Raw genomic sequence first — 23388 nt, forward strand, 5'->3', positions numbered from 1 at the left:
AAAAAAATATAATAATTTGAATCCCAAATATAAAAGTTTGGGATTTTTTTTATCCTAATGCAACCATTTGTAAAATTTTCTCGTCTATTGTAATAGAAACGTATTTATCAAAATTTGAAAGTCATCAATATATATCAATCAGAAGAAGAACTAATTCGTTTAGCTGTCGATAATAATCGTCAGGCACAACATAAGATATATGTTAGATTTTCTCCAAAAATGTTAGCAATTTGCCGACGGTATTGTAAGGATATCCACGAGGCGGAAGATGTTTTAATTACGGCTTTTACTAAAGTTTTCGCCAATTTAAAACACTTTAAAAGCGAAGGTAGTTTTGAGGGATGGATACGCAGAATAATTGTTAACGAATGTATTTCGTTTCTTAGATCGCGAAAAAAAGTAGTTTTCATTGAAGAGGAATTGTTTGTAGATGATGGTTTAAATAGTATTGAAATTCAATTTTCAGCCGAACAAATTCTCTATTTAATTGATAATCTCCCTGAAGGATATAAAATGATCTTTAATTTATATGCAATTGAAGGTTTCAAGCATCAAGAAATTGCTAGTATGTTAGGGATTAGTGAGGGAACATCTAAATCACAATTGTCACATGCTCGCAAAATACTTAAAGAACAAATTAGCAAGTTGAATTATGGAAATGGAACCAAATAAATTTGAATCCCAAATTAGGAAAAAAATAAGCGCCCACGAAATTACACCTAGCGATTCTTCATGGGAACGATTAGATGCTATGCTATCTGATAAAATAGAGTCTAAGTCAAACCGTAATTTCATTTGGATCCCTGTAGCGGCTAGTTTGTTTATTAGTATTGGATTGTTTTTCAATACTAATGGCTTGCGAGATTTTACTAAAAATAAAGGCGTCAGAGCAGTTGCTAATTCGACGAATTCAACTAAAAACCACACAGTTGAAAAGAGTACAGCGATTAAGGTTTTGCCTCAAGAAAAAAGGGTTGCTATCAGTTCTGTTAATCAGCCCCATTTAATTAAACAAACTTCTGTTAAAATGAGAATTGGTAAAATGAATGGTTCAATCTCTCAAATTCAAAACAGAATATCTTCGAATGAAAAGGAAATAGAATCAAAAACTCAAAATACACTAGTAGAATCTGAAAAAGATAACGAAAAAGGAATCCGTGTTTCCATTCTGAAACAAGTGCCTGTAAATGAAAAGATAAAAGTAGATGCTAATAGCCTTTTGTCAGAAGTTGATAGAGAATTAGAACAAACATTTAGAGAAAAAGTGATTACTAAAATTGGTAAGAATTACCAAGAAATAAAAGTCGTTTTAGTAACACGAAACCAAGAATAATTAATTTTAATCCAACCTAAATTATGAAAAACAGTATTATTTATGTAGCAGTAGTAGTAAGCCTTTTGGCAAGTAAATTAAATGCGCAAGAAACATTTGAATCTAAAATTAAAGTAATTGGAGAAAGAATAGAGCAAATTACCAAAGAAGAAAAAGCGGCTTTAAAGGTAGAGATTGAAGCTATTAATACTCAATTGGGAAAGGGTAGTATTTCAAAAGAAAATGCTGAGTTAGAGAAGAAAAAAATGGCGGAAGCAAGAGCGATTTTAATCGAAAATAAAATTGCAGTTGTGCAAGCTGAGTTGAAAGATATAATTCAACAAAAAGTAGATGGGAAAGTGAATAAACAAGATGAAATTGTTTCTGGTTTGAGTGTTAATTGGAAACCTAAAAAACACAAATCAGTTAATTATGAAAAAAGAACAACCTCTCAGTTTGTTTTTGCAGCTGGTATAAATAATGTAACAACAGAAGGGAAGATTGACAATTCTGATTTTAGGTATTTTGGGTCTCATTTTTATGAAGTAGGAGCAACGTATAATACTCGTTTGTTTAAAGAATCAAATTTACTTCATTTCAAATATGGTGTTTCGGTAATGTATAATAATCTAAGACCTACTGATAATAGAGTTTTTGTAAAAAATGGAGATCAAACAGTATTAGTAACAAGTCCATTAACATTAAGTGATAGTCGGTTCAAAAACGTCTATTTGGTAGCTCCATTCCATTTAGAGTTTGATTTTAGTAGAAAAGTGGTGAGCAGTGATAAATCTTATTTTAGAACTCATCAAAGTTATCGATTTGGACTTGGAGGGTATGTTGGAGCGCGAATAAAATCAAAACAATTTCAAGAATATTCTGTTGATAATCAAGAAAACACATTAAAACAAAAAGGAGATTTTAATGCCAATGATTTTGTTTATGGGTTGAGTACATATGTTGGATACAAACAAACAAGTTTGTATTTTAAATACGATTTAAATCCTCTTTTTGAAAAAAATACGGTTAAACAGAATACTATTTCTTTAGGGGTGCGATTTGATTTAAATTAAATTTCTAGGCTATTACAACTGAATTTGTCTATCAATTTGTTGGTCTAAAGAAATAAATGTTTCCGTTCTAGAAACACCTTCAATAGCTTGAATTTTAGTATTTAATAAATGCATTAAATGTTCGTTGTCTAAACAAATAATTTTAATTAAAATCGACCAGTTTCCAGTAGTATAGTGGCATTCCAATACTTCGGGAATCTTTTTCAAGTCACGAACTGCTTCCGAATTTCGAGCGGCTTTGTCCAAATAGATTCCAACAAATGCCATAGTATTGTAGCCTAACACTTTGTGATTGACAGTGAACTTGGAACCTGAAATAACTCCAGATTGTTCGAGTTTTCGTAATCGTTGATGAATAGCCGCACCAGAGATTCCAATTTTATTAGCGATTTGTAGGATAGGTTTTCTAGCATCTTCCATTAAATCGCGCAAAATTTCTTTGTCGATTCCGTCTATTTCTACTTGTAGTGAATTGATCTTCATGGTTTATTAATTGTAACTAAAAAATAGATTTTAGTTTAAATTGAAAATCAAAAGTAAAAAAAATAAAATGAATTTAATTATTTTATTCGTTTTAGCTTATAAAAAAACCATCCGAAAGGATGGTTTTTGAATTGTATTTATAAGAAATTTTATTTTCCTTTATTGGCTTCTGCAATGTATTTTTCTAGTGCCATTGTCATGGATGGTGTTCCAGGTGTTGGAGCCATAATATCGATACGTAAACCGTGATCTAAAGCTTCCTTTTGAGTAGTGCTTCCAAAAACAGCAATACGTGTATCGTTTTGTTTGAAGTCAGGGAAGTTTTTGAACAATGATTTTATTCCTGTTGGGCTAAAGAACGCCAAAACATCATAATACACATCGGCTAAGTCAGATAAATCACTCATTACTGTTTTGTAAAAAGTTGCTGGAGTCCAATCTACTTTTAAACCGTTTAAAGTAACAGGAATATCCGCATTCAATTGGTCTGAAGCTGGCAATAAGAATTTTTCGTCTTTGTATTTTTTTATAAGCGGAGACAAATCGGCAAAATCTTTTGGTCCTACATAGATTTTACGTTTTCTATACACCACATATTTTTGAAGGTAAAAAGCAATGGCTTCTGACTGGCAAAAATATTTTAATCCTTCAGGAACTTTATAACGCATTTCATCAGCCACTCTAAAAAAGTGATCTACTGCGTTTTTACTTGTTAAAATAATTGCACTGTAATTATTTAGGTCGATTTTTTGTAGTCTAATTTCTTTGGCACTAACCCCTTCTACGTGAATAAAAGGTCTGAAATCAATTTTTACCTTATGTTTTTGTTGCAGCTCAAAGTAAGGAGAATTCTCCACTTTAGGCTCTGGTTGCGACACCAAAATTGTTTTCACTTTCATATTTAACTTTTTCTAAGCAATTCCTTTTGTAAACCAATAATACATGAAATAGTAAGGGGCTATTTCGAGAGCGCAAAGATACAAAATAAAATAAAACAACTTACTGAATATTAAATTTTGATAATTTTTTATAGAAATACTGTAAGTTATTAGGTTAGCTACTATTACGATTGCGATAATAATGGAGGGGATAACTGTTGAGATATGGTCAAAATAGAAAAATAACATATTAATTGGAAGTAAAATAAGTCCAATATAAGTTCGATAGGTTACTTTTTGATGGTTGAATTGTTCTACAAATTCTTCAATATGAAATGAAGTAGCGATGATTTTTTCGACCAATACTTTTGCTAAAATGAAGAAAAGTAAAAAATCAATAATTTGAATGTATTGCATCCAGTCTGTTTTGCTCCCGTACCCATAAATGCTTAAAGAAAGTTGGATAAAAAATGCTAAAGAAATGACTTGAACAAAAAATAAAGCAATGGTAAAGCCATTTTTTAAATTACTACTTTCTCGATATACCTTGTTGTATTTATCTGAAAAAAGTAAGTTGGCAAAATCACTGAATCGATTTTCAAACACTGATTTGGTAATTGCAATGGTTGCAAAACACATTAAAAATAAAAGTGTTGCCCAATCGGTATTCTCGGTGATGCGGGGATGAAGTACGTATTCAGTCATAGTGTGACAAAATTACTAATTTTTTATTTCATTCTTTTTATTATAATTTTATTATGACTCAAATGGCATAAAAAGTTTACTTTTGCGTTGAAATTACTCAAAAAGATGAATGACTGTATTGTTATAATCCCTACCTATAACGAAATTGAAAATGTGGAGAGCATCATTAGAACTGTGCTTTCACAACATAAGCCATTTCATGTTCTGATTATTGATGACAATTCGCCAGACCATACTGCAGATAAAGTCATTGCACTTCAATCAGAATTTCCAGGGCGTTTGTTTTTGGAAAAAAGAGCAAAGAAAGCGGGTTTAGGGACTGCTTATGTACATGGTTTTAAATGGGCAATGCAACATCAATACGATTTCATTTTTGAAATGGATGCTGATTTTTCGCACAATCCACATGATTTAGAAAAATTATATAATGCGTGTCATTTTGGTGATGCTGATTTGGCAGTGGGTTCTCGATATGTGACCGGTGTTAATGTAGTTAACTGGCCTTTAAGTCGCGTATTGTTGTCGTATTTTGCATCGGTGTATGTACGTCTAATCACAGGAATGAAAATTCATGATGCTACCGCGGGATTTGTTTGTTACAAAAGACAGGTGTTGGAAAGTATCCATTTAGATCAAATCAAGTTTGTGGGGTATGCATTTCAAATCGAAATGAAGTACCGCACTTTCTGTAAAAATTTTAAAATTACCGAGGTGCCTATTATTTTTACTGATAGAACCAAAGGACAATCAAAAATGAGCAATTCTATTATCGTGGAAGCTGTTTTTGGGGTAATTGCACTACGATTAAAAAGATTAGTCAACACATTATAAGAAAAAGATAGAATGAACAGGGTTTTAATTAAGAATGCCAAAATAGTAAACGAAGGGACAATTTTTGAAGGCGATGTTTTGATTGAGGACGACTTAATTGTTGAAATTGCTGAAAAGATTAGTGCCAAATCAGCCGAATGTAAAATTATTGATGCCGAGGGAAATTATTTAATTCCTGGAGCAATTGATGATCAAGTGCATTTTAGAGAGCCAGGTCTTACGCATAAAGGTGATATTGAGTCGGAATCGAGAGCTGCTGTGGCAGGGGGAATTACTTCTTTCATCGAACAGCCAAATACTGTCCCAAATGCGGTGACGCAAGAAATTTTAGAAGAAAAATACGAAATTGCTTCCCGAAAATCATTTGCTAATTATTCGTTCATGATGGGAGCAACGAATGATAATTTAGAGGAGGTTTTAAAAACTAATCCAAAAAATGTTGCAGGAATTAAAATATTTTTAGGCTCTTCTACAGGAAATATGTTAGTGGATAACGAAGCCACTTTAGAACGTATTTTTTCAAGTACTCCAATGTTAATTGCCGTGCATTGTGAAGATGAAACGACAATTAAAAATAATTTAGCTCAATATAAAGAACAATATGGGGAAGATGTTCCAGTTACGGCACATCACTTAATTCGAAGTGCAGAGGCGTGTTATCTATCGTCGTCAAAAGCAATTGCTTTGGCAAAAAAAACAGGCGCTCGTTTGCATATTTTCCATTTGTCAACTGCTAAAGAAATGGATTTGTTTACCAATAAAATTCCATTGGAGGACAAAAAAATTACAGCTGAAGTTTGCGTGCATCATTTATGGTTTACCAATGAAGATTATGCGACCAAAGGCAACTTTATTAAATGGAATCCAGCAGTGAAAACAGCGCAGGATAAAGATGCGCTTTGGAAAGCTTTATTAGATGATAGAATTGATGTGATTGCTACGGACCACGCACCTCATACCTTAGAAGAAAAACAGCAATCTTATTTGAATGCACCTTCTGGAGGGCCATTGGTTCAACACGCAGTGGTAGCTTTGTTTGAAGCGTATCATCAAGGAAAAATAAGTATTGAGAAGATTGTAGAGAAAATGTGTCACAATCCGGCTAAAATTTTCAAAATTGAAAAAAGAGGCTTTATCAAAGAAGGTTATTATGCTGATTTGGTAATTGTTGATGCAAGTTTGCCTTGGGGTGTAAAGAAAGAAAATATTTTATCTAAATGCGGTTGGTCTCCTTTCGAAGGCTTCACTTTTAAATCAAGAATTACCCATACATTTGTAAACGGACAATTAGTTTATAATGCTTTTAAAGTAAAAGACATTCGCGCAGGAAAACGATTGTTATTTAATAGATAATAAGGATGAAGAAGATAGTGCCATTTTTAGCGATTTTGACCTTTTGGGGTTGTAAAGAAGATTTGGTTAAAAAGCCAAAACATTTGATTGAAAGAGCGCAGATGGTCGATATCATGTATGATTTAACTTTATTAGAAGCAATTAAATATCAAAACCCCGCTGTTTTAGATTCGAATCAAATTAGACCCAAACAATTTATTTATAAAAAGTATAAAATAGATAGTTTGCAACTGGCACAAAATAATGTCTATTACGCGTCTGATTATAAAGCATATAAAGTGATGATTGAGGAAGTAGCTAAACGATTAGATACTGATAAGAAAAAAGCTAAAGTCTTAATTAAAGCGGAAGAAAAGAAAACCAAAATCCGACTTGAAAAGCTGAAAAAGAAAAAACAGCAAGCTGGAAAAGCGAAAGATTCGATACCCTCTACGTCTAAAAAATAAGAATAAAAAAAGCAGCACCAATTAGTGCTGCTTTTTTTGAAGTATAATTTATTAAACAATTTAAAAACGGGATTGTTTTTTTTACCACATAGATGCATAGGTTTTATATACAACCAAAAGAGGTGATAGAAATAATTCTATTTTTCTCATAGCTATGTGAATAGTGAAACGTCTATCTCTTCTTTCAAATTAATCTAGTCTATGTTTCTATGTGGTTAAATCAAATACACTATTTGACCTCATAAAATAATTACAATAGAAGCATAGGTTTTTTATTCTTTTTCTCTTCCAAAACGTTCAAATACACTAATGTACGTATTGAATGCTTTTTTTGATTTGTTATAAAATGCTAGATCGCCACTTTCTTTCATGATTTCTAAAAGTCCTCTATAACGCTCAATGTCGGTAATGATTTCAGTTGCAATATCCACTTGCTCTGATGCCGAAAGTTGGCTGTAATAGTTGAGGTCTTCAGTATATTTGCCAACTAATTGGGTAAGTAATTGTTGTGCTTTTGTTTTTTCGCCCACTTCATAATACCCTTTTGCAAATGGATCCACTAGAGAATAATAATCAAATTTATCTACTGGCATCTTGGTCATAGCTAAGTCAATCACTTTTTTAGCTTTTTCTTTTTTGCCTTCTTTGATTAATTGATCCATTAATCGATATAAGTTCATTCGATAGGTAATACTATTTCTACGGGTTTCTGGGTCGTGATAAATGGTATTACTTTCGCTATTACCCCAATCCCATTTCATTACTTTGTTGTACATTACATCGGAGTCAATTTGTCCCATATCCATTTGACTACCCTCTTTTTTCATAGCCGTTTTTACAGGAACTAGTTTATAAACCATTCCTTCTAATTGCATAAAGTCTTTCATCCAGATGTAATCATCATCGTCAAAAGAGCCACCGCTAAAATAGATTGGTCTTTTCCAATTGTTATTGGCAATTAAATCCAACATCATCAGTCTGTTTTTGTAAATAGCACTTCCTTTGATGTCAATATCAATTGCTGAAACAATAGAATCATTGTATTGTGGACTCACCACTTTGTTTTTAATAATGGTGTTTTTGTCGATAGGAATTCTGATTTTATTCGTTGGATAAAAATGAATGGTTTGTCCATTTTGCATTTCTACCGTTGACTTAGGATTCTTGATGAAAGCGATAAAATCTTTCACATCCCATCGGGTTTCAATTTTAGGAATATGGGCTACATAATCTAATTTATCACCTACATACTCACTGTGTTTAAATGAAATAGGTAGCGGGTCAGATTCGTAGCTTTTCATTTTCATTTGGTCAATGTACCAATCAGTCATGAAAAGACTGGTGTTGACAATTTTCACATCGGTACGGAACTTTTCAATTTCTTGAGCGTACCAAAGCGGGAAAGTATCGTTGTCACCAATTGTAAATAAGATGGCGTTTTTATCGCAAGAACTCAGGTACGATTTAGCCATCGCTACGGCAGTATAACGGTCAGAACGATCGTGATCATCCCAGTTTTGGAATCCCATAAGAACTGGTGCCGCTAATAAACTTCCTGCAATTAAAACCGGTCCTGCAATTTTTGGAGCCAAATATTTTTTGGTACTTTCATAAAGCGAATAGACGCCAAAACCAATCCAAATTGCAAATACATAAAAAGAACCTACTAAAGCATAATCGCGTTCGCGAGGTTCAAAAGGTCGTTCATTTAAGTATATTTTCAATGCGATTCCGGTGAATAAAAACAAAGAAAGTAATACGTAAAAACTTTTTCGGTCTTTACTAGCGTGGTACATCAATCCTATTAATCCTAAAATAAATGGTAAGAAGAAGTAGGTGTTGCGTCCTTTGTTATTCAATACATCTGAAGGTAAATTATCTTGGGAACCTAAGTGCAAACTGTCCATAAATGGAATTCCGCTAATCCAGTTTCCGTTCAAATTATCGTATCTTCCTTGTACATCATTTTGGCGTCCCACAAAATTCCACATCAAATACCTCCAGTACATGTACCCAAATTGGTACTCAATCATAAAACTGAAATTGTCAACAGTAGTTGGTTTTTCAATGATTAAATAATCACCATAGTTTTTCAAGAAAGACACGTAACCATCATTGTCGATTTGTTTTTGAGCGTAGGCTTGTCTGAATTCGGCAACCACTTTCTCAATTTCTCCTTTCAATTGCGCAATCGCTTTGTTGTATTCTTCTTCGCTTAATTGTTTAGCATCAATGCCGTATTTGGCCAAATCTTCCTCAAATGGATAATCATAATTGATTTTAAATTCAGGTGGATGAGTGAAGTTGATATAGTTTGTAATATGCTCTGAACTCCATAATCTTGGCAAAATAGTTTTCTGATTGTCATCGCTATTTTGTTCTGCATTTTTGAAATTATTGGTAATTTCATATTTACCTGTTGTGTAATCTCTTTCGTAGTTTGGAGCCTTGTCTAAATACGGATTGTTTTTGTCCAATCCTGCAAATGTTTCGGTGTATTGAGGTCCGTAAAAAAGAGGATTGACACCATATTGTTCTCTGTTATAATACGCAAGAACTTCTGCAGCATCAGAAGGTTTATTTTCGTTAATGACAGTATTGGCGTTGGCACGAATTGGCAACATCATCCAAGTCGAAAATCCAATTAAAATAAACAACGTGCAAAGGATAATGGTATTGTAAAAAACCAACCCTTTTTGTTTGGTATAACGCAATCCAAAGTAGAAGAAAGCAATCAATAAAAGAGTGACAAAAATGGTTCCTGAATTAAAAGGCAATCCCATTTCATTAACCATGAAAATTTCGGTTTTACCAAAGAAAGCCATAGTTAATGGCAACAACATTTTGAAGATAAACAACAAAATCGAAATCACCACTACATTAGCAATGATGAAATTTTTGACCGTTACGGTTTTGTAATTTTTGAAAAAATATAAAAACCCAATGGCAGGAATTGTTAGCAAAGCCATGAAGTGAACCCCAAAAGAAAGTCCAATTACTAATGAAATAATCAATAACCATCTGTCACCTCTTGGTGTATTCATTTCTTGTTCCCATCGCAATCCTAACCATAAAAGCAACGCAATCAATAAAGAAGCCATAGCATATACTTCGGCTTCTACGGCATTGAACCAAAAACTATCTGAAAAAGTATAGGCTAAAGCACCTACTAACGAACTCCCTAAGATAACTATAGAATTGTCTTTGTTAATCTCGTTATACGAACCAATGATTTTTTTCAAAATCATACTAGACGACCAAAATAAAAACAAAATAGTAAAGGCACTGGATACCACAGAGGTCATATTAACCATCAAAGCAATATGTTCTTTGTCGATAGCAAACATGGCGAAAAAAGCTCCAATCATTTGAAATAATGGCGCTCCAGGTGGGTGACCAACTTCTAACTTTGCCGATGTAGCAATGTATTCACCACAGTCCCAAAAACTCATAGTAGGTTCAACGGTAAGGGTGTAAGTTACTAATGCTACCGCAAATGCAAACCAACCTAAAATGGTGTTCCATTTATTAAAATTGAAATCGGCCTTATTCATGTCTAAAATTGGGTTTTTATTTTAAATGCAAAGAAAATGTTTTTTTATGTAATGAGGCGATCATTAACAAAAAATTCTAATATCGTAAACCAGTTAGTAATGAATTGGTTTTTAGTTGGTTTCTGATTGCTTTGGGGAATACCCAAAAGTTTTTTGATAAAAACAATCCAAAAGTTTGCGCAAAATAAAATTTGTATTAAATTTGCACTCGCTTAACAGCACTGCTGGTCTATGGTGTAATGGTAACACAACTGTTTTTGGTGCAGTCTTTCAAGGTTCGAGTCCTTGTAGACCAACATAAAGCCTCTCAATTTTTTGAGAGGCTTTTTTTATGCAGTAATCCTATTCTTGAAATAAATATTATACTATAGTTTCAACATATTGTTTGAAGTTATCCAATATGGCTTGCCATCCTGCTTTTTGAAGGTCTAATGAATAATTTTGATTTTCTGGTTCAAAATGTTCCGTAACCAATGTGGTTTGGTCCGATTTAGTTTCAAAAAGAACGGTTACTTTACGGGAATCACCTAATTCGATTTGGATTTGTTTTTCTATTTCAATTTGAGTGAATTTTCCCCAAAAATCGAATTCGAATGACCCGTCTTTGGCAGCCATAATATGATGAAATTCTCCATTTACTTCTAATACAGATGTTGCTTTTGGGCAATGCCAATCAGGACTAGCAAAATTCCATTTCGTGACATGTTCTGGTTTTGTCCAACATTCCCAAACAGTTGCCACGGATGCTGTTATAGTCGTTTGTACGGTTATTAATGACATAAATTTATTTTAAGAGTGTGGATTTAGTATTTGATTGCAATATTCTTTCACCGATTTAAAGTCAATATTCAATGCGGTTTTTATTTTAGTGTTGTCATAGTTGCTTTTTGAATACGAAGCTTTGGCACTAGCACGAGATACTTTTCTTTTTTGAAATAGAAAGGTATTCAAGAACCAATCTATTCTCCAAAATACTTTCATTACAATAGGTGTAGCATGCCATTGAGGTCTTTTGACCTGTAGGCTGTCAGCAATACAATTTAGTATTTCTTGAAACGAATAATTATTTTCAATCAAGGTAAATCGTTCGTTTTTGATGTCACTTGCCATTAATTTTACACTCATTTCTACCACGTCGCTAACCGCAACAAACCCTGTAGTACCTAAGGTGTAAAAAGGCATTCCTTTGGCAACAGCCGAAAATAAAGCGCCACTTCCTTGCTCTTGAAATCCAGGGCCTATTATAATTCCGGGATTGACAATGAGTACGTCTAAGCCTTCTTGTTGACCTCGCCAAACTTCCATTTCGGCACCATATTTTGAAATAGCATAGTCACTATGTGGTTTTTCGGGATTCCATTCAGTTGTTTCAGAAATTATAGTTTCGGCTGCATTTGGATCTCCCAATGCGGCAATCGAACTTACAAATAGCATTTTCTTGATGTTGTAGGCCAAGCAAAAATTAACAATGTTGGCTGTGCCTTCAATATTCGTTTTACGAATGGCATCCTCGTCTTTTGGATCAAAAGAAATTAGCGCGGCACAATGGTAAACGTAATCCACGTTTTGGAAGGCTATTTCTAAAGAGGGAATGTCAAGAATATCGGCTTCTAGCCATTCAATTTTTTCAAATAAGTTAGATTTATGGTAGATTGAAAATAAATTTTTAGTTTTTTCAATAGAAGTTGCTGTACGATAAATTGCTCGCACACTTTTGCCATTCTCTACTAAATGGAGTAAGAGATGCGCGCCTACTAAACCAGTTCCTCCTGTAACTAAAATCATGTGGTAAAGATAATTTTTTTGCCACAGATTACAAGGATTAAACGGATTTGAATTTTGATTTTTGCTATTGAAATTGATTTTTGCAATTGCTGTTGAAATGGCTATCTTTGCGCAAATTGATTATCAAAATGAAAAATTTAGTAGAAGAATTACAATGGCGTGGCTTGGTTCATGACATCATGCCGGGAACCGAAGAACAACTTTTAAAGGAAATGACAACGACCTATATTGGATTTGACCCCACTTCTGACTCGTTGCACATTGGGAGTTTGGTGCCAATTTTGTTGCTAGTTCATTTGAAAAATTTTGGACATAAACCGATTGCCTTGGTAGGTGGCGCAACGGGAATGATTGGAGATCCATCAGGAAAATCAGATGAGAGAAATTTGCTAGACGAAGCGACTTTAGCTCATAATGTAGAAGGAATTAAGGCGGTACTTTCTCGTTTCTTAGATTTTAATTCTAAAGATGTCAACGCACCCGTTTTAGTGAACAACTACGATTGGATGAAAGATTTGTCATTTATCAATTTTGCTCGTGATGTGGGTAAACGAATCACAGTTAACTATATGATGGCGAAAGATTCGGTAAAGAAACGATTGTCTGGCGAAGGCGAAGGAATGTCGTTTACGGAGTTCACGTACCAATTAATTCAAGGATACGATTTTTATCATTTGCATAAAGAATACAACTGTTTGTTGCAAATGGGAGGTTCTGATCAATGGGGAAATATAACTACGGGAACTGAATTAGTTCGAAGAATGAATGCCGAAGGCGCCAAAGCCTACGCCATGACTTGTCCTTTGATTACAAAAGCTGACGGGTCTAAATTTGGAAAATCTGAAGGTGGGAATGTGTGGTTAACGGCTGATAAAACATCGGTATATAAATTTTACCAATTTTGGTTGAACACTACCGATGTAGATGCAGAAAAATACATTAAGATTTTTACTTTTTTAGATAAAACAACGATTGACGCTTTAATTGTTGAACATCAAGTAGCACCACATTTAAGAGTTTTGCAAAGAAAATTAGCGGAAGAAGTAACTACTTTGGTTCACTCTAAAGAAGAATTAGAGAAAGCGATTAAGGCTTCGAACATTCTTTTTGGGAATGCTTCGGCTGAGGATTTGAAGCAATTAGATGAAGCGACTTTCTTAGAAGTTTTTGATGGAGTTCCTCAAGCTGAAATTGCTAAAAATGAAATTGAAACAGGATTGGATATTGTAACGGTTTTGAATGAAAAAACAGGTTTCTTTAAATCTAACGGTGAGGCGAGAAGAGCTTTAACAGCGAATTCAATTTCGGTAAACAAAGAAAAAATAACAGAGGAATACCAACTTTCAACCAACGATTTAATCAATAATCAATTTGTGCTTTTGCAAAGTGGAAAGAAAAATTATTTTATTGTAAGAGTGAAGTAATTTTCAGTTTCAATAAAAACAAAAATCCTAATTAGTTATCTAATTAGGATTTTTTTGTTCCGTTTATCGTTTCAAATAATTCCAATGCATTTCCGTCCGTTAACATCGAAACATAATGACAAATATGTAACAGTCGGTCGTATAGATTTTCTTTTTCTAAATCGTGTTTTTCAGGCAACATTTTCAGAATTAATTGGTCGTAATTCGAAGCATTTCCATTGAATTTGTTATTGAATGCCGAAATGAATTTGTCCAATAAGGTTTGGATAATTTGGTAGCCCACAATTTCTTTTTCGATGACTTCTCGACTTTGGTAAATATTTTTAACGCTCAATTTAATGATGTCGTCCATTTGCGCTTTGTACTTGCTTTTGTCGGTTAATGCATAAGGGAATTTACCAGCCAAAATAGCTTCTTCGTTTTCAATAAAAACCCGAACAGCATCGTTAATTAAACTGCCAATGGCTAACGCTCTCAGGTAGCTGATTCGGTCTTCTTTAGTATTTAAAGTGCTGTATTTAGCCCTGTCGATAGAATCTTTCACTAGTTTAATGAGGTATTCTAAGGCAAATTCTTCTTGAACTAAACCCAAATTGATTCCGTCTTCAAAATCAATAATGGTGTAACAAATATCATCGGCTGCTTCAACCAAATAGGCTAGTGGATGTCTTTCAAATCCAATATCTTTTCCTGATTTATTTGGAATCAAACCCATGTCTGCAGCGACTTCTTCAAAGAAGTTTTTATCACTTTGGAAGAAACCATATTTTTTATCTGAAATATTCTTAGTAGGTTTTTTAGGCAAACTCTCTTTAGGGTATTTCATAAAAGCACCTAGGGTTGCAAATGAAATTCGTAATCCCCCTTCAATCCCAGGACGATCAGCTGTCAAAACCGAAAATCCGTTGGCATTGCCTTCAAAATCAATTAAATCTTGCCATTGTTTAGGGCTGAGCTGGTCTTTGTATTGCTGTCCTTTTCCTATAGAAAAATATTCGCCAATAGCTTTTTCTCCCGAATGCCCAAAAGGCGGATTTCCAATGTCATGAGCCAAGGATGCAGCGGCAACAATAGCGCCAAAATCATTCATGTGATAACCGTGAACTTCTTTTAAATGCGGGTATTTCTCTAGTATTTTTTTTCCTACCAATCGGCCTAAAGAACGACCTACCACAGATACTTCTAAGCTGTGTGTCAATCGGGTGTGAACAAAGTCGGTTTTAGAAAGTGGGATGACTTGGGTTTTGTCTTGTAAACTTCTAAAAGCCGCCGAAAAGATAATACGATCGTAATCTACTTCAAATCCCAAACGGGTGTCGTCTTGTTCTACACGCAATCTTTTGCCTTTGTCGCCTTGTCTTTTTAATGATAAAAGTTGTTCCCAGTTCATCGCTTGGTAGTATTTGTGAATTACAAATGTAAATAAAAAAACCCGACGCTTAAGAGTCGGGTTTTTATGAATATTCAGAAAGATTAAAACGGTAAATCGTCTGGCTCTTCTTCATTTAAATTAGTTGCTGGAGCAAAAGTTTCTGCTGTTGGCATTGGAGGAGTTTGTGATGCAGCGGCAGGAGCTTCTGCTTGAACTTTACCAATTCTCCAACCTTGAATAGTATTGAAATAAACTGTTTCACCTTGTTGGTTGGTCCACTCACGACCTCTTAGGTTGATGTCAATTTTAACTTGATCACCTACTTGGTAGCTGTTTAATAAGTCACATTTGTCTTGAACAAATTGAACCAAAATATGTTGTGGGTATTGTTCGTCAGTAGTAACAACAATATCTCTTTTTTTGAAACCACCAGAACCTACTTCTTTAGTTTGGTCAATCATTTTTACTCTTCCTGTAACTTCCATCTGTATTATTTTTTAAGTTTATTTCTTCTTTAGATTTACAAATATACTAACTTCTTCTTTTCTAGGCAAGAGGTCTTTTTTGATAGGATTAATTTTTCTTTGGCGAAGGCCTAAAATCTTTTTCAAATTATTTCGTTACATTTATAATCTAAATTTGATGTATGTTTTTCTCAGACAGAAGAAATGCCACGCGCTGGTTTATCATATTGGTCTCTTTCTTGATTATTTCATTAATACTTTGGAATACCTATACTTTTTTTCAAATTTTCAAAAATGAAGAACGTTTAAAAATGAATCTTTGGGCGAAGGCTCAAAAAACATTAATCAATGCCGATGAAAATACCGACGTGGAATTGCCTCTGCAAATTTTCAGTACAAACTCGTCGATTCCAATTATTTTGACCGAGAATAATAAGATTATTAATGCGGTGAATATTGAGGATAAAATCATCAAAAGTAAATCAGAATCGGCTCGTTTTTTAGCCGAACTTAAAAACGAAAATGAACCCATTGTAATTGAATATGCACCCGGAAAGTTTCAGGAATTGTATTATGGTAATTCGGCTTTGTTGAATAAATTAAAATACTATCCGGTTGCCTTATTGTTAATTATTGTTTTGTTTGCTGCTTTGGTGTATAACTTTTACCGAAGTACAAAAATGGCGACTCAAAACAAACTTTGGGCAGGGATGGCTAAAGAAACGGCACATCAAATAGGAACTCCTCTTTCCTCTCTGATTGGTTGGATCGAATTATTGAAGGCTGAAAATGTTGCTGAATCCACCACGTTAGAAATTGAAAAAGACATTGACCGCTTGCAAACCATTACGGATCGTTTTTCTAAAATTGGGTCGGAGCCCAAATTAGAAATGCAGGATATTATTGCAGCAACCCAAGAAACATTTGATTATTTACAGTCACGATTCTCCAAGCAAGTCGTGTTCTCTTTTCAAGCGCCCAAAATTCCTGTTTTTGTTTTGTTTAACGCTACTTTGCACAGTTGGACCATTGAGAATTTGGTAAAAAATGCCATCGATGCCATGAAAGGGAAAGGTAATTTAGATTTGGTTATTGAGCAAGAAGGGGATTGGGTCAAAATAAAGGTTTCGGATACAGGAAGTGGGATTCCTAAAAAACAATTCAAAATGATATTTGAACCTGGTTTTACTACCAAAAAAAGAGGTTGGGGTTTAGGACTTTCTCTAACTAAACGAATCGTGGAAGAGTACCATAAAGGACTTATTAAAGTCGTTCAGTCGGAAATAGGAAAAGGAAGTACGATACAATTGAGTTATAAAAAAAGCGAATCGGTTTAAACTGATTCGCTTTTTGTTTGTTATAAATTACTTTGAATTTCTTTGGCTAAAGCCTCAAATTCATCTTTAGTCATTGTGACTTTATTTTGGAATCGCATTTCGTCCATTTCATTCAATGGAATTAAGTGAATGTGAGCGTGAGGTACTTCTAAACCAATTGCCGCCATCCCGATACGTTTGCAAGGGACTGTTTTTTGTAATGCAGTAGCTATTTTTTTAGAAAATTGCATTAAATCCAAATACAATTCATCCTCTATTTCAAAAAGTTGGTCAATTTCTTGTTTTGGAATACATAGCGTATGTCCTTTTGCATTGGGATTAACATCCAAAAAGGCTAAGAAATTAGCATCTTCTGCAATTTTGTAACAAGGAATTTCTCCGTTTACGATTTTGGTAAAAATAGAACTCATTGGGCTTGAATTAGTCTCTTGTAATTTCTAAGATATCAAATTTTAATACTCCATTAGGTACCGTAATTTCGGCTACTTCTCCTACAGATTTTCCTAATAATCCTTTACCAATAGGTGAAGTTACAGAGATTTTACCTGTTTTTAAATCCGCTTCACTTTCAGCTACCAAAGTATATACCATTTCCATACCATTAGTTTGGTTTTTGATTTTTACTTTAGACAAAACCAATACTTTGGAAGTATCTAAATGACTTTCGTCAATCAAACGGGCGTTAGAATGAATTTCTTCTAATTTAGCAATACGCATTTCTAACATACCTTGCGCTTCTTTAGCGGCATCGTATTCAGCATTTTCAGATAAATCACCTTTATCTCTTGCATCGGCAATATCTTGAGATGCTTTTGGACGCATCACATTTTTTAAGTAATCTAATTCTTCTCGTAATTTTTTTAATCCTTCTGCGGTGTAATAAGATACTGTGCTCATAACTTCATCGTTTATATAAAATAGAAAAAATCCCATCAGGACGGGATTTCTTTCCACAAAGATAGTATAAATTTATTTAGACTGTAAATATATTCTTTATCACAATCTATATCAAATGTAAATAAATTAAATTTGTTTCACTAATTCTTAGCGCTAATTCTTAAATAATGAAAAAGTCTGTATTGTTGTCTGTTCTTTTTTTGATGCTCATTTCTTGCTCTACTAACGGACCTGTAAATACGAATCCTTTTATTCCTAATTATACTTTTACAGTAGACATCAATATGAACTTGCCTTTGTATTCCAATCTTCAGTATCCAAGCAATGCGGTTTATTATGCAGGGAAAGGAGTAAAGGGTCTTATTATTTTCAATACAGGAAGCGGTTACAATGCTTTTGATGCAGCTTGCCCAAATCAAAGTGTAAGTTCCTGTGCCGCTATGACGATTAACGGAATTGAGGCAGTTTGTTCTTGTGATGGCAAAACGTATAGTTTGTTTACAGGACAAGGCAGTTTGCAATACCCAATGAAACAATACCGAGTAGAAGTAAACGGTAATGTACTTCATATTTATAATTAAAAAATCCTGACATCGCTGCCAGGATTTTTCGAATTTATAATAAAAAAGTAATCTAAAATTTCAATGTCAATCCCGCTAGGAAGTTAGTCCCTGCTTGTGGGTAATAATACGGATAGATGTCCCACATATAGCCATTTGAACTGTATTTTTTATCTAAAATATTATTGACTAATCCTTTGATTACAATGGATTTGAAAATTGATTTTGGTTTGATTTCATAAGAAATATTCAGATCGTTGATAAAGTAATCGGCTAATGTAGATTCAGCTGATTCAATATTGTTCATGTATTGTTGACCTACGTATTTTTGTAACCAAACAATTTGAAGACTTTCGGTAGGCTTGTAAATCAAACTATTTCCAGCTATTACAGATGGTGAATACGAAATGTCTTTAGTTCCGTAATTATGTCCACTTACCGCTAAATCTAGATTTTTATTACGACTTAGTGTAAAATTAGGATGAACACTGATTTGTTTTGATACTACAAAAGTAGCATCAACTTCTAATCCTAATCGATAGCTTTTTTCACTGTTAGAACGAATAGGACTTCCTACATCATCTAAGGTTCCGGTAAGAATCAATTGGTCTTTGTAAGCCATGTAATATAGGTTTGAATTGAATTGAATTTTTTCAGACAAATACCTCCAACCCAATTCAAAATCATTCAGTTTTTCAGGTTTTACACTTCCTCCTTCATAATCGGTACGATTAGGTTCTCTATTGGCTCTTGCATACGAAAAATAGAGGTTGTTTTTATCATTGATGGTATAGTTTACACCTGCTTTTGGATTGAAAAAAGTAAAGTTGTCATTCACTAATCCCGTTTCATACGAATTGGCTTTGTAATGTACATTTCGAACTTGTAAATCGCCAAAAAGGCTTAGGTTTTCGGCTACTTGATAATTGATTTTTGCAAAAGTAGTGCCATCTGTTTTAGAAGCATAATCATCGTAGTAATGATCGCCCAGTTCTGATTGTGATGCATATCTTGCCCAAATCACTTTACCAAAATGATCGCCTTCGTATTTGTTATAGCTGCCGCCAAAGATTACTTCTAATTGTTTTGATTGGTAATTTGCAGAGAAGGTAGTACCGTAGAAATTATTATCCAACCATTTTTGGCGAATTAAATCAGTAGTACTGATTGTTGTTCCGTTGATTACAATGGGAGTTAAGCCATAACTTGAGAAATCAGCCTCTTCCTTGTAGTTTTCATAATATCCTTTCCCTTTGGTATAATGGAATGCTAAATTGGTATTCCAATTACTTGAAATTTTTTCGTTCCAATGCAATTGGTAGTGATCTTGTTGGTAATTGTCGGTTTCATTGTTGTAATAACGAGTTTGCCCCAATTCATCCGTAAAAACCCCCGCCGAATTGAAGGTTCTGTTGCTTAACAAAGTTTCGCCATCAATACCATTCCAAGACTGGTAGGTTTTTTCCTTTCCTCCAAAAGCTAAGACTTTGATTAAAGTGGTTTTGCCTACATACGTCCCTTGCAAAAAGTAGGATTTCAAATCAGAACTTGCACGGTCTATATACCCATCTGACTTGAGTGTAGAAACACGTCCTGCAATTTCAAAATGATCATTAAGTAGACCTGTGCTAAATTTCACGGTGTGTTTGTGGGTATTGAAACTTCCAAATGAATTGGATATTTCGCCAGAAGCCTTTTCTGAATACGAATCGGTTAACATGTTTAAGCTGGCTCCAAAAGCACCCGCTCCATTTGTTGAGGTACCTACACCGCGTTGCAATTGCACACTTTGAAGTGAAGAAGCAAAATCAGGCATATTGACCCAATAGGTTCCATGGCTTTCTGAATCGTTGTACGGAATTCCGTTGATGGTTACGTTGACGCGAGTAGCATCGCTTCCACGAACACGAATCCCAGTATAACCCACACCATTTCCAGCGTCTGAAGTGGTTACTACCGAAGGTAAATAATTTATCAAAATAGGAATGTCTTGCCCTAAATTTCGAGTTTGAATTTCTTTTTTGGATAGGTTGCTAAAACTAACCGGAGTTTTGGAAGTTACTCGAATCGCCGAGACTAACACTTCGTCGAGTTGATTGACTTGCGTGGTGTCTTTTTGTTTTTCTTGAGCAAATGTTGTTAAAGAGAACAACAGAAATGAGTTAACAAATAGTTGTTTTCGGCTCGTTTTGAATAATAAAAATTTCATTCGTAAAAAAAATTACGAATAACAGGGGTAAATTATTCTTGGTTAAAAAATTAAAATGGTTACTCTAGACCTCAAGATTAACGTGCACATTAATTGTTGGTCTGTTTTCCCTTAGCGGCATTACCCGCTCAGGTTCATTGGGTATAATCTCAGCTCGTTATTTAGAGCACCCCGTGAGACTGTGCAAAGATAGAAAAATCAATTTCAATAGCAATGGTAATTTCAAAAATCAATTTCAAATACAAAATCAAACCTTGCATCCTTGCGTCCCTGCCTGCGGCAAGCAGGTTTGTGGCAAAAAAATACTAATCTAAATCAGGTTTTCTGCGAGATTTTTTGATTTCGCCCAGGTTCTTTTTGTCTTTTATTCTTTTTCGAATAGCTGCTTTAGGAATTTTGGTTGCTTTTCTTTCTTTGGGTACCAAAAGCCCTTTTTTTAGGATTTCAAAAAAGCGTTTGGTGACAATTTCTTTATTCTTGAGTTGGCTTCTGTCTTCGTCACAGTTTAAAATTAAACTATTTTCCGAAGTTAAACGCGAATTGAGATTGGTAATAAGTGTTATTTTTTCTTCTTCAGAAAGCCCTTGTGATTTTGGAATGTCAAAGGTTAAAACGACTTTAGAGGAAACTTTATTCACGTTTTGACCACCGGCTCCGCTACTGCGTACGGCCTTGAAATGGAGTTCGGTAAAAAGCTGTTCTCTGTTCATTTTTTTTCTGCCACGAAGGCGCAAAGCACTAAGGATTTTATGCTTAATGTTTCTTAATTAAAAATAAGAATTATTTACTTGTATTTTTAAGATACATCTGAACAAATTCTAATGATGATTGCCCTTTTTGTAATGCTAAAGTTAAATCATCAATAATGGAAACGGCTTTTTTTAAGCGTAAGCTTGCATCGCCTGAAAGGGTGATGAAGGGTTTATTGTTGTCAATTAGAGATTGTTTGAAAACGCTAAAAACAGTTTCTCGTCCTTCGGGTTTGTCACGTAAATCGTCTTTTTCCCAAGGAACATCAATATTGGTTAAGAAAAACAAATCGTATTCGTGTTCGCGCGCCGCTTGGTCTAATAAAGGGTCACAATAGTTGTAATACACTTCAGAAAACACTTTGGTTACCATTAAATTCGTATCGCAAAAAAGATATTGATTGGCAGTTTTTGTTTTTTCATTTTCCAATTGTGTTTGTCCGTACGCAATAGGGAGCATATCATTTACATCGCAAATGGCTTGGTGTTTATCCCATTTTTCTTGAAGATAATCGCGTGCAAATTCGGGTACCCAATCGGTTTTGTAATATTCTGCCAATTGTTTTGCCAAAGTAGTTTTCCCAGTACTCTCGGGACCAAATAAGGCAATCTTTATTATTTTTCTAGCGCCTGTTGGGAGCTGTTTAAGGTTTTCTTCCATTCTAAATAGCCGTAAACGGCAACAATTGTAAATACTACATATTGAAAACTGGTAAAAGTCAATCCTTTTGCAAAATACAACGGAATAGAAATCACATCTCCAATAATCCAAAATACCCAATTTTCAATTTTTCGTTTAGCCATTAGCCACATTCCAATAAAGAAAATTCCGGTTACAAATGTGTCTATGTAGGCATACCAAGTGTTGAATTTGTTAAAATAGTGGTACACAGCGACTACAAATGCGACGGTAAAGATAAAGATAAATAAGGAAATACGTTTTTCATTAATGGAAATTACTGAAATAGGGAATTCTATGGTATCGCCTTTTTTTCGAGTCCAATGGTACCAGCCATAAATACTCATAATGAAATAGTAGCCGTTGATCATCATGTCTCCCCACAAGGTCCATTTCCATAGCAGATAAACATAGATTAATGTGCTGATTATTCCAGTTGGAAAAACTAAGATATCATCTTTTTTAGCATACCAAACACTTGCAATTCCTAAAATAACAGCAATTATTTCAAGAACAATGTCGTAGGTTTCGTATCCATTATATTGGGCAAAAAAGAATTCTAACATGATTGTTGTTTTGGGTTTTGAGATTGCGGTTCCATAGTATACACTAGTGTGAAATTAGTGTCCAATTCTGAAAAATAAATAGTGTATTGACGGTGTAGTCCGTTAAAATGTAAGTTGGCTAAGGCTTGATGCTCATTCAATTCAAAAGGCAGTACATTGATATGGTCTTTGAAACTGATTCCTTTTTCGTTTCTAATTTTAAATATGGCTTCTTTGACACCCCATTTTATGGTTAATTTTTTAATGTAATCGGTGTGGTTTATTTTTTGAAGCCGGTTCAATTCTCCATCATTGACAAATTTATGGGCGATTTTTATGATTTTATCACGTTGCATTTCAATGTCAATACCAACGGGTTCATTACTCAAAATGATAGCTGAAAAGTGGTGAGAATGGGTGATGGACACTTCGGTAAACTCAGAGTGACAATTTTCGGAATGTAAATGCGGTTTGCCAAATTCATCGTAATACAAGTCAAAATCGGAGTAGTCTGCCAATGCCAATAATTTACGTACGCTTAGAAAGGCGCATTGGTGCTTCTCCGATTTCATTCCGTTAAGTCGCAGTTGATTTTTTTCGTTCAACTGGACTTCTTGGTTCAATTGTTCGAAGGATTCGGTGATATTCCAAATCAGAATTCGGGTAGTGGGATTATGGTCTATGATTTTGTATAACGGCATAGCGAATTCTGGTTTTAGCCCCGACAGTAGT

At 34.2% G+C, this 23388-nt stretch carries 24 protein-coding genes, 1 tRNA gene and 1 riboswitch; of the genes, 10 read left to right on the top strand and 15 right to left on the bottom strand.

Going from position 1 to position 23388, the window contains the following annotated elements; genetic code table 11:
- Positions 1-114: 114 nt before the first annotated feature.
- Genes RMR09_RS07665 through RMR09_RS07675 form a run of 3 tightly spaced genes read left to right on the top strand, consistent with a single transcriptional unit; the run spans position 115 to position 2385 of the window.
- Positions 115-672 carry an RNA polymerase sigma factor gene (locus RMR09_RS07665; protein ID WP_310595212.1) on the top strand — a complete coding sequence of 186 codons (558 nt, stop codon included), beginning with the start codon at positions 115-117 and terminating at the stop codon, positions 670-672.
- Entirely contained in the window at positions 659-1333 is a 675-nt protein-coding gene (locus tag RMR09_RS07670; protein WP_310595213.1) for a hypothetical protein, read from the top strand. Before RMR09_RS07665 ends, RMR09_RS07670 begins: the two co-directional genes overlap by 14 nt.
- 23 nt (positions 1334-1356) lie before the next feature.
- The gene (locus tag RMR09_RS07675) at positions 1357-2385 is read left to right on the top strand and encodes a hypothetical protein (RefSeq protein WP_310595214.1); all 1029 of its coding nucleotides are present in this window, start codon (positions 1357-1359) and stop codon (positions 2383-2385) included.
- Between the two features lie 12 nt (positions 2386-2397).
- Here RMR09_RS07675 and RMR09_RS07680 read toward each other — a convergent pair whose 3' ends face one another.
- From RMR09_RS07680 to RMR09_RS07690, 3 genes are all read right to left on the bottom strand, one after another.
- Entirely contained in the window at positions 2398-2868 is a 471-nt protein-coding gene (locus RMR09_RS07680) for an Lrp/AsnC family transcriptional regulator (RefSeq protein ID WP_264534381.1), read from the bottom strand.
- A gap of 149 nt (positions 2869-3017) precedes the next feature.
- Positions 3018-3767 (bottom strand): uroporphyrinogen-III synthase, encoded by a 750-nt coding sequence (locus tag RMR09_RS07685; RefSeq protein ID WP_310595215.1) that lies wholly within the window; start codon positions 3765-3767, stop codon positions 3018-3020.
- A 12-nt stretch (positions 3768-3779) separates the two neighbouring features.
- A complete protein-coding gene (locus RMR09_RS07690; RefSeq protein WP_310595216.1) occupies positions 3780-4451 on the bottom strand; it encodes a DUF4271 domain-containing protein in 672 nt (223 codons plus the stop codon).
- A 105-nt stretch (positions 4452-4556) separates the two neighbouring features.
- Between RMR09_RS07690 and RMR09_RS07695 the strand changes: the two genes are divergently transcribed.
- Genes RMR09_RS07695 through RMR09_RS07705 form a run of 3 tightly spaced genes read left to right on the top strand, consistent with a single transcriptional unit; the run spans position 4557 to position 7081 of the window.
- Positions 4557-5282: a polyprenol monophosphomannose synthase gene (locus tag RMR09_RS07695; RefSeq protein ID WP_310595217.1), complete on the top strand. Its 726-nt coding sequence runs from the start codon at positions 4557-4559 to the stop codon at positions 5280-5282.
- 12 nt (positions 5283-5294) lie between these two features.
- Positions 5295-6635 (top strand): dihydroorotase, encoded by a 1341-nt coding sequence (locus RMR09_RS07700; protein WP_310595218.1) that lies wholly within the window; start codon positions 5295-5297, stop codon positions 6633-6635.
- Between the two features lie 5 nt (positions 6636-6640).
- Positions 6641-7081 (top strand): DUF4296 domain-containing protein, encoded by a 441-nt coding sequence (locus RMR09_RS07705; RefSeq protein WP_310595219.1) that lies wholly within the window; start codon positions 6641-6643, stop codon positions 7079-7081.
- A gap of 272 nt (positions 7082-7353) precedes the next feature.
- Here RMR09_RS07705 and RMR09_RS07710 read toward each other — a convergent pair whose 3' ends face one another.
- Complete coding sequence (locus RMR09_RS07710) at positions 7354-10635, bottom strand: DUF2723 domain-containing protein (RefSeq protein ID WP_310595220.1); 3282 nt, start codon at positions 10633-10635, stop codon at positions 7354-7356.
- Between the two features lie 225 nt (positions 10636-10860).
- On the opposite strand from RMR09_RS07710, the gene RMR09_RS07715 reads away from it, so the two are divergent.
- A tRNA-Gln gene (locus tag RMR09_RS07715) sits at positions 10861-10931 on the top strand.
- 64 nt (positions 10932-10995) lie between these two features.
- Here the strand turns inward: RMR09_RS07715 and RMR09_RS07720 are convergent.
- Both RMR09_RS07720 and RMR09_RS07725 read right to left on the bottom strand, forming a co-directional pair.
- Positions 10996-11415, bottom strand: coding sequence for an SRPBCC domain-containing protein (locus tag RMR09_RS07720; protein WP_310595221.1), 420 nt, complete (start codon positions 11413-11415; stop codon positions 10996-10998).
- A 9-nt stretch (positions 11416-11424) separates the two neighbouring features.
- Positions 11425-12420 (bottom strand): NAD-dependent epimerase/dehydratase family protein, encoded by a 996-nt coding sequence (locus RMR09_RS07725; RefSeq protein ID WP_310595222.1) that lies wholly within the window; start codon positions 12418-12420, stop codon positions 11425-11427.
- Between the two features lie 128 nt (positions 12421-12548).
- Here RMR09_RS07725 and tyrS point away from each other — a divergent pair, with 128 nt between their 5' ends.
- The gene (gene tyrS, locus RMR09_RS07730) at positions 12549-13844 is read left to right on the top strand and encodes a tyrosine--tRNA ligase (protein ID WP_310595223.1); all 1296 of its coding nucleotides are present in this window, start codon (positions 12549-12551) and stop codon (positions 13842-13844) included.
- Between the two features lie 43 nt (positions 13845-13887).
- Here tyrS and RMR09_RS07735 read toward each other — a convergent pair whose 3' ends face one another.
- Positions 13888-15234 carry a deoxyguanosinetriphosphate triphosphohydrolase gene (locus RMR09_RS07735; protein WP_310595224.1) on the bottom strand — a complete coding sequence of 449 codons (1347 nt, stop codon included), beginning with the start codon at positions 15232-15234 and terminating at the stop codon, positions 13888-13890.
- Positions 15235-15317: 83 nt separating this feature from the next.
- On the bottom strand, positions 15318-15701 hold the full coding sequence (locus tag RMR09_RS07740; protein WP_310595225.1) for a DUF3127 domain-containing protein: 384 nt from the start codon (positions 15699-15701) through the stop codon (positions 15318-15320).
- 161 nt (positions 15702-15862) lie between these two features.
- On the opposite strand from RMR09_RS07740, the gene RMR09_RS07745 reads away from it, so the two are divergent.
- Entirely contained in the window at positions 15863-17017 is a 1155-nt protein-coding gene (locus tag RMR09_RS07745; protein ID WP_310595226.1) for a HAMP domain-containing sensor histidine kinase, read from the top strand.
- A gap of 20 nt (positions 17018-17037) precedes the next feature.
- On the opposite strand, the gene RMR09_RS07750 is transcribed toward RMR09_RS07745, so the two are convergent.
- Positions 17038-17427 carry an HIT family protein gene (locus tag RMR09_RS07750; RefSeq protein WP_310595227.1) on the bottom strand — a complete coding sequence of 130 codons (390 nt, stop codon included), beginning with the start codon at positions 17425-17427 and terminating at the stop codon, positions 17038-17040.
- Positions 17428-17437: 10 nt separating this feature from the next.
- Positions 17438-17914: a transcription elongation factor GreA gene (greA, locus tag RMR09_RS07755; protein WP_310595228.1), complete on the bottom strand. Its 477-nt coding sequence runs from the start codon at positions 17912-17914 to the stop codon at positions 17438-17440.
- A 167-nt stretch (positions 17915-18081) separates the two neighbouring features.
- On the opposite strand from greA, the gene RMR09_RS07760 reads away from it, so the two are divergent.
- Positions 18082-18495, top strand: a complete 414-nt coding sequence (locus RMR09_RS07760) for a hypothetical protein (protein ID WP_310595229.1) — start codon at positions 18082-18084, stop codon at positions 18493-18495.
- A 52-nt stretch (positions 18496-18547) separates the two neighbouring features.
- Here RMR09_RS07760 and RMR09_RS07765 read toward each other — a convergent pair whose 3' ends face one another.
- The 5 genes from RMR09_RS07765 to RMR09_RS07785 form a co-directional block, all read right to left on the bottom strand.
- Entirely contained in the window at positions 18548-20683 is a 2136-nt protein-coding gene (locus tag RMR09_RS07765; protein ID WP_310595230.1) for a TonB-dependent receptor domain-containing protein, read from the bottom strand.
- Positions 20684-20771: 88 nt separating this feature from the next.
- Positions 20772-20867, bottom strand: a riboswitch (TPP riboswitch).
- Positions 20868-20988: 121 nt separating this feature from the next.
- Positions 20989-21393 carry an alternative ribosome rescue aminoacyl-tRNA hydrolase ArfB gene (gene arfB, locus RMR09_RS07770; RefSeq protein WP_310595231.1) on the bottom strand — a complete coding sequence of 135 codons (405 nt, stop codon included), beginning with the start codon at positions 21391-21393 and terminating at the stop codon, positions 20989-20991.
- 70 nt (positions 21394-21463) lie between these two features.
- Positions 21464-22093, bottom strand: coding sequence for an ATP-binding protein (locus RMR09_RS07775; protein ID WP_310595232.1), 630 nt, complete (start codon positions 22091-22093; stop codon positions 21464-21466).
- A complete protein-coding gene (gene pnuC, locus RMR09_RS07780; RefSeq protein WP_310595233.1) occupies positions 22048-22677 on the bottom strand; it encodes a nicotinamide riboside transporter PnuC in 630 nt (209 codons plus the stop codon). Before pnuC ends, RMR09_RS07775 begins: the two co-directional genes overlap by 46 nt.
- On the bottom strand, positions 22671-23357 hold the full coding sequence (locus RMR09_RS07785) for a 4'-phosphopantetheinyl transferase superfamily protein (protein WP_310595234.1): 687 nt from the start codon (positions 23355-23357) through the stop codon (positions 22671-22673). Before RMR09_RS07785 ends, pnuC begins: the two co-directional genes overlap by 7 nt.
- Between the last annotated feature and the right edge of the window lie 31 nt (positions 23358-23388).

The sequence above is a fragment of the Flavobacterium sp. genome (genome assembly GCF_031537875.1).
Classification (GTDB): domain Bacteria; phylum Bacteroidota; class Bacteroidia; order Flavobacteriales; family Flavobacteriaceae; genus Flavobacterium.

Bases quoted from the DNA above. Each gene is read 5' to 3' on its own strand.
- RMR09_RS07670 (WP_310595213.1), top strand. From the start codon at position 659: ATGGAACCAAATAAATTTGAATCCCAAATTAGGAAAAAAATAAGCGCC.
- RMR09_RS07675 (WP_310595214.1), top strand. From the start codon at position 1,357: ATGAAAAACAGTATTATTTATGTAGCAGTAGTAGTAAGCCTTTTGGCA.
- RMR09_RS07680 (WP_264534381.1), bottom strand. From the start codon at position 2,868: ATGAAGATCAATTCACTACAAGTAGAAATAGACGGAATCGACAAAGAA.
- RMR09_RS07685 (WP_310595215.1), bottom strand. From the start codon at position 3,767: ATGAAAGTGAAAACAATTTTGGTGTCGCAACCAGAGCCTAAAGTGGAG.
- RMR09_RS07690 (WP_310595216.1), bottom strand. From the start codon at position 4,451: ATGACTGAATACGTACTTCATCCCCGCATCACCGAGAATACCGATTGG.
- RMR09_RS07695 (WP_310595217.1), top strand. From the start codon at position 4,557: ATGAATGACTGTATTGTTATAATCCCTACCTATAACGAAATTGAAAAT.
- RMR09_RS07700 (WP_310595218.1), top strand. From the start codon at position 5,295: ATGAACAGGGTTTTAATTAAGAATGCCAAAATAGTAAACGAAGGGACA.
- RMR09_RS07705 (WP_310595219.1), top strand. From the start codon at position 6,641: ATGAAGAAGATAGTGCCATTTTTAGCGATTTTGACCTTTTGGGGTTGT.
- RMR09_RS07710 (WP_310595220.1), bottom strand. From the start codon at position 10,635: ATGAATAAGGCCGATTTCAATTTTAATAAATGGAACACCATTTTAGGT.
- RMR09_RS07720 (WP_310595221.1), bottom strand. From the start codon at position 11,415: ATGTCATTAATAACCGTACAAACGACTATAACAGCATCCGTGGCAACT.
- RMR09_RS07725 (WP_310595222.1), bottom strand. From the start codon at position 12,420: ATGATTTTAGTTACAGGAGGAACTGGTTTAGTAGGCGCGCATCTCTTA.
- tyrS (WP_310595223.1), top strand. From the start codon at position 12,549: ATGAAAAATTTAGTAGAAGAATTACAATGGCGTGGCTTGGTTCATGAC.
- RMR09_RS07735 (WP_310595224.1), bottom strand. From the start codon at position 15,234: ATGAACTGGGAACAACTTTTATCATTAAAAAGACAAGGCGACAAAGGC.
- RMR09_RS07740 (WP_310595225.1), bottom strand. From the start codon at position 15,701: ATGGAAGTTACAGGAAGAGTAAAAATGATTGACCAAACTAAAGAAGTA.
- RMR09_RS07745 (WP_310595226.1), top strand. From the start codon at position 15,863: ATGTTTTTCTCAGACAGAAGAAATGCCACGCGCTGGTTTATCATATTG.
- RMR09_RS07750 (WP_310595227.1), bottom strand. From the start codon at position 17,427: ATGAGTTCTATTTTTACCAAAATCGTAAACGGAGAAATTCCTTGTTAC.
- greA (WP_310595228.1), bottom strand. From the start codon at position 17,914: ATGAGCACAGTATCTTATTACACCGCAGAAGGATTAAAAAAATTACGA.
- RMR09_RS07760 (WP_310595229.1), top strand. From the start codon at position 18,082: ATGAAAAAGTCTGTATTGTTGTCTGTTCTTTTTTTGATGCTCATTTCT.
- RMR09_RS07765 (WP_310595230.1), bottom strand. From the start codon at position 20,683: ATGAAATTTTTATTATTCAAAACGAGCCGAAAACAACTATTTGTTAAC.
- arfB (WP_310595231.1), bottom strand. From the start codon at position 21,393: ATGAACAGAGAACAGCTTTTTACCGAACTCCATTTCAAGGCCGTACGC.
- RMR09_RS07775 (WP_310595232.1), bottom strand. From the start codon at position 22,093: ATGGAAGAAAACCTTAAACAGCTCCCAACAGGCGCTAGAAAAATAATA.
- pnuC (WP_310595233.1), bottom strand. From the start codon at position 22,677: ATGTTAGAATTCTTTTTTGCCCAATATAATGGATACGAAACCTACGAC.
- RMR09_RS07785 (WP_310595234.1), bottom strand. From the start codon at position 23,357: ATGCCGTTATACAAAATCATAGACCATAATCCCACTACCCGAATTCTG.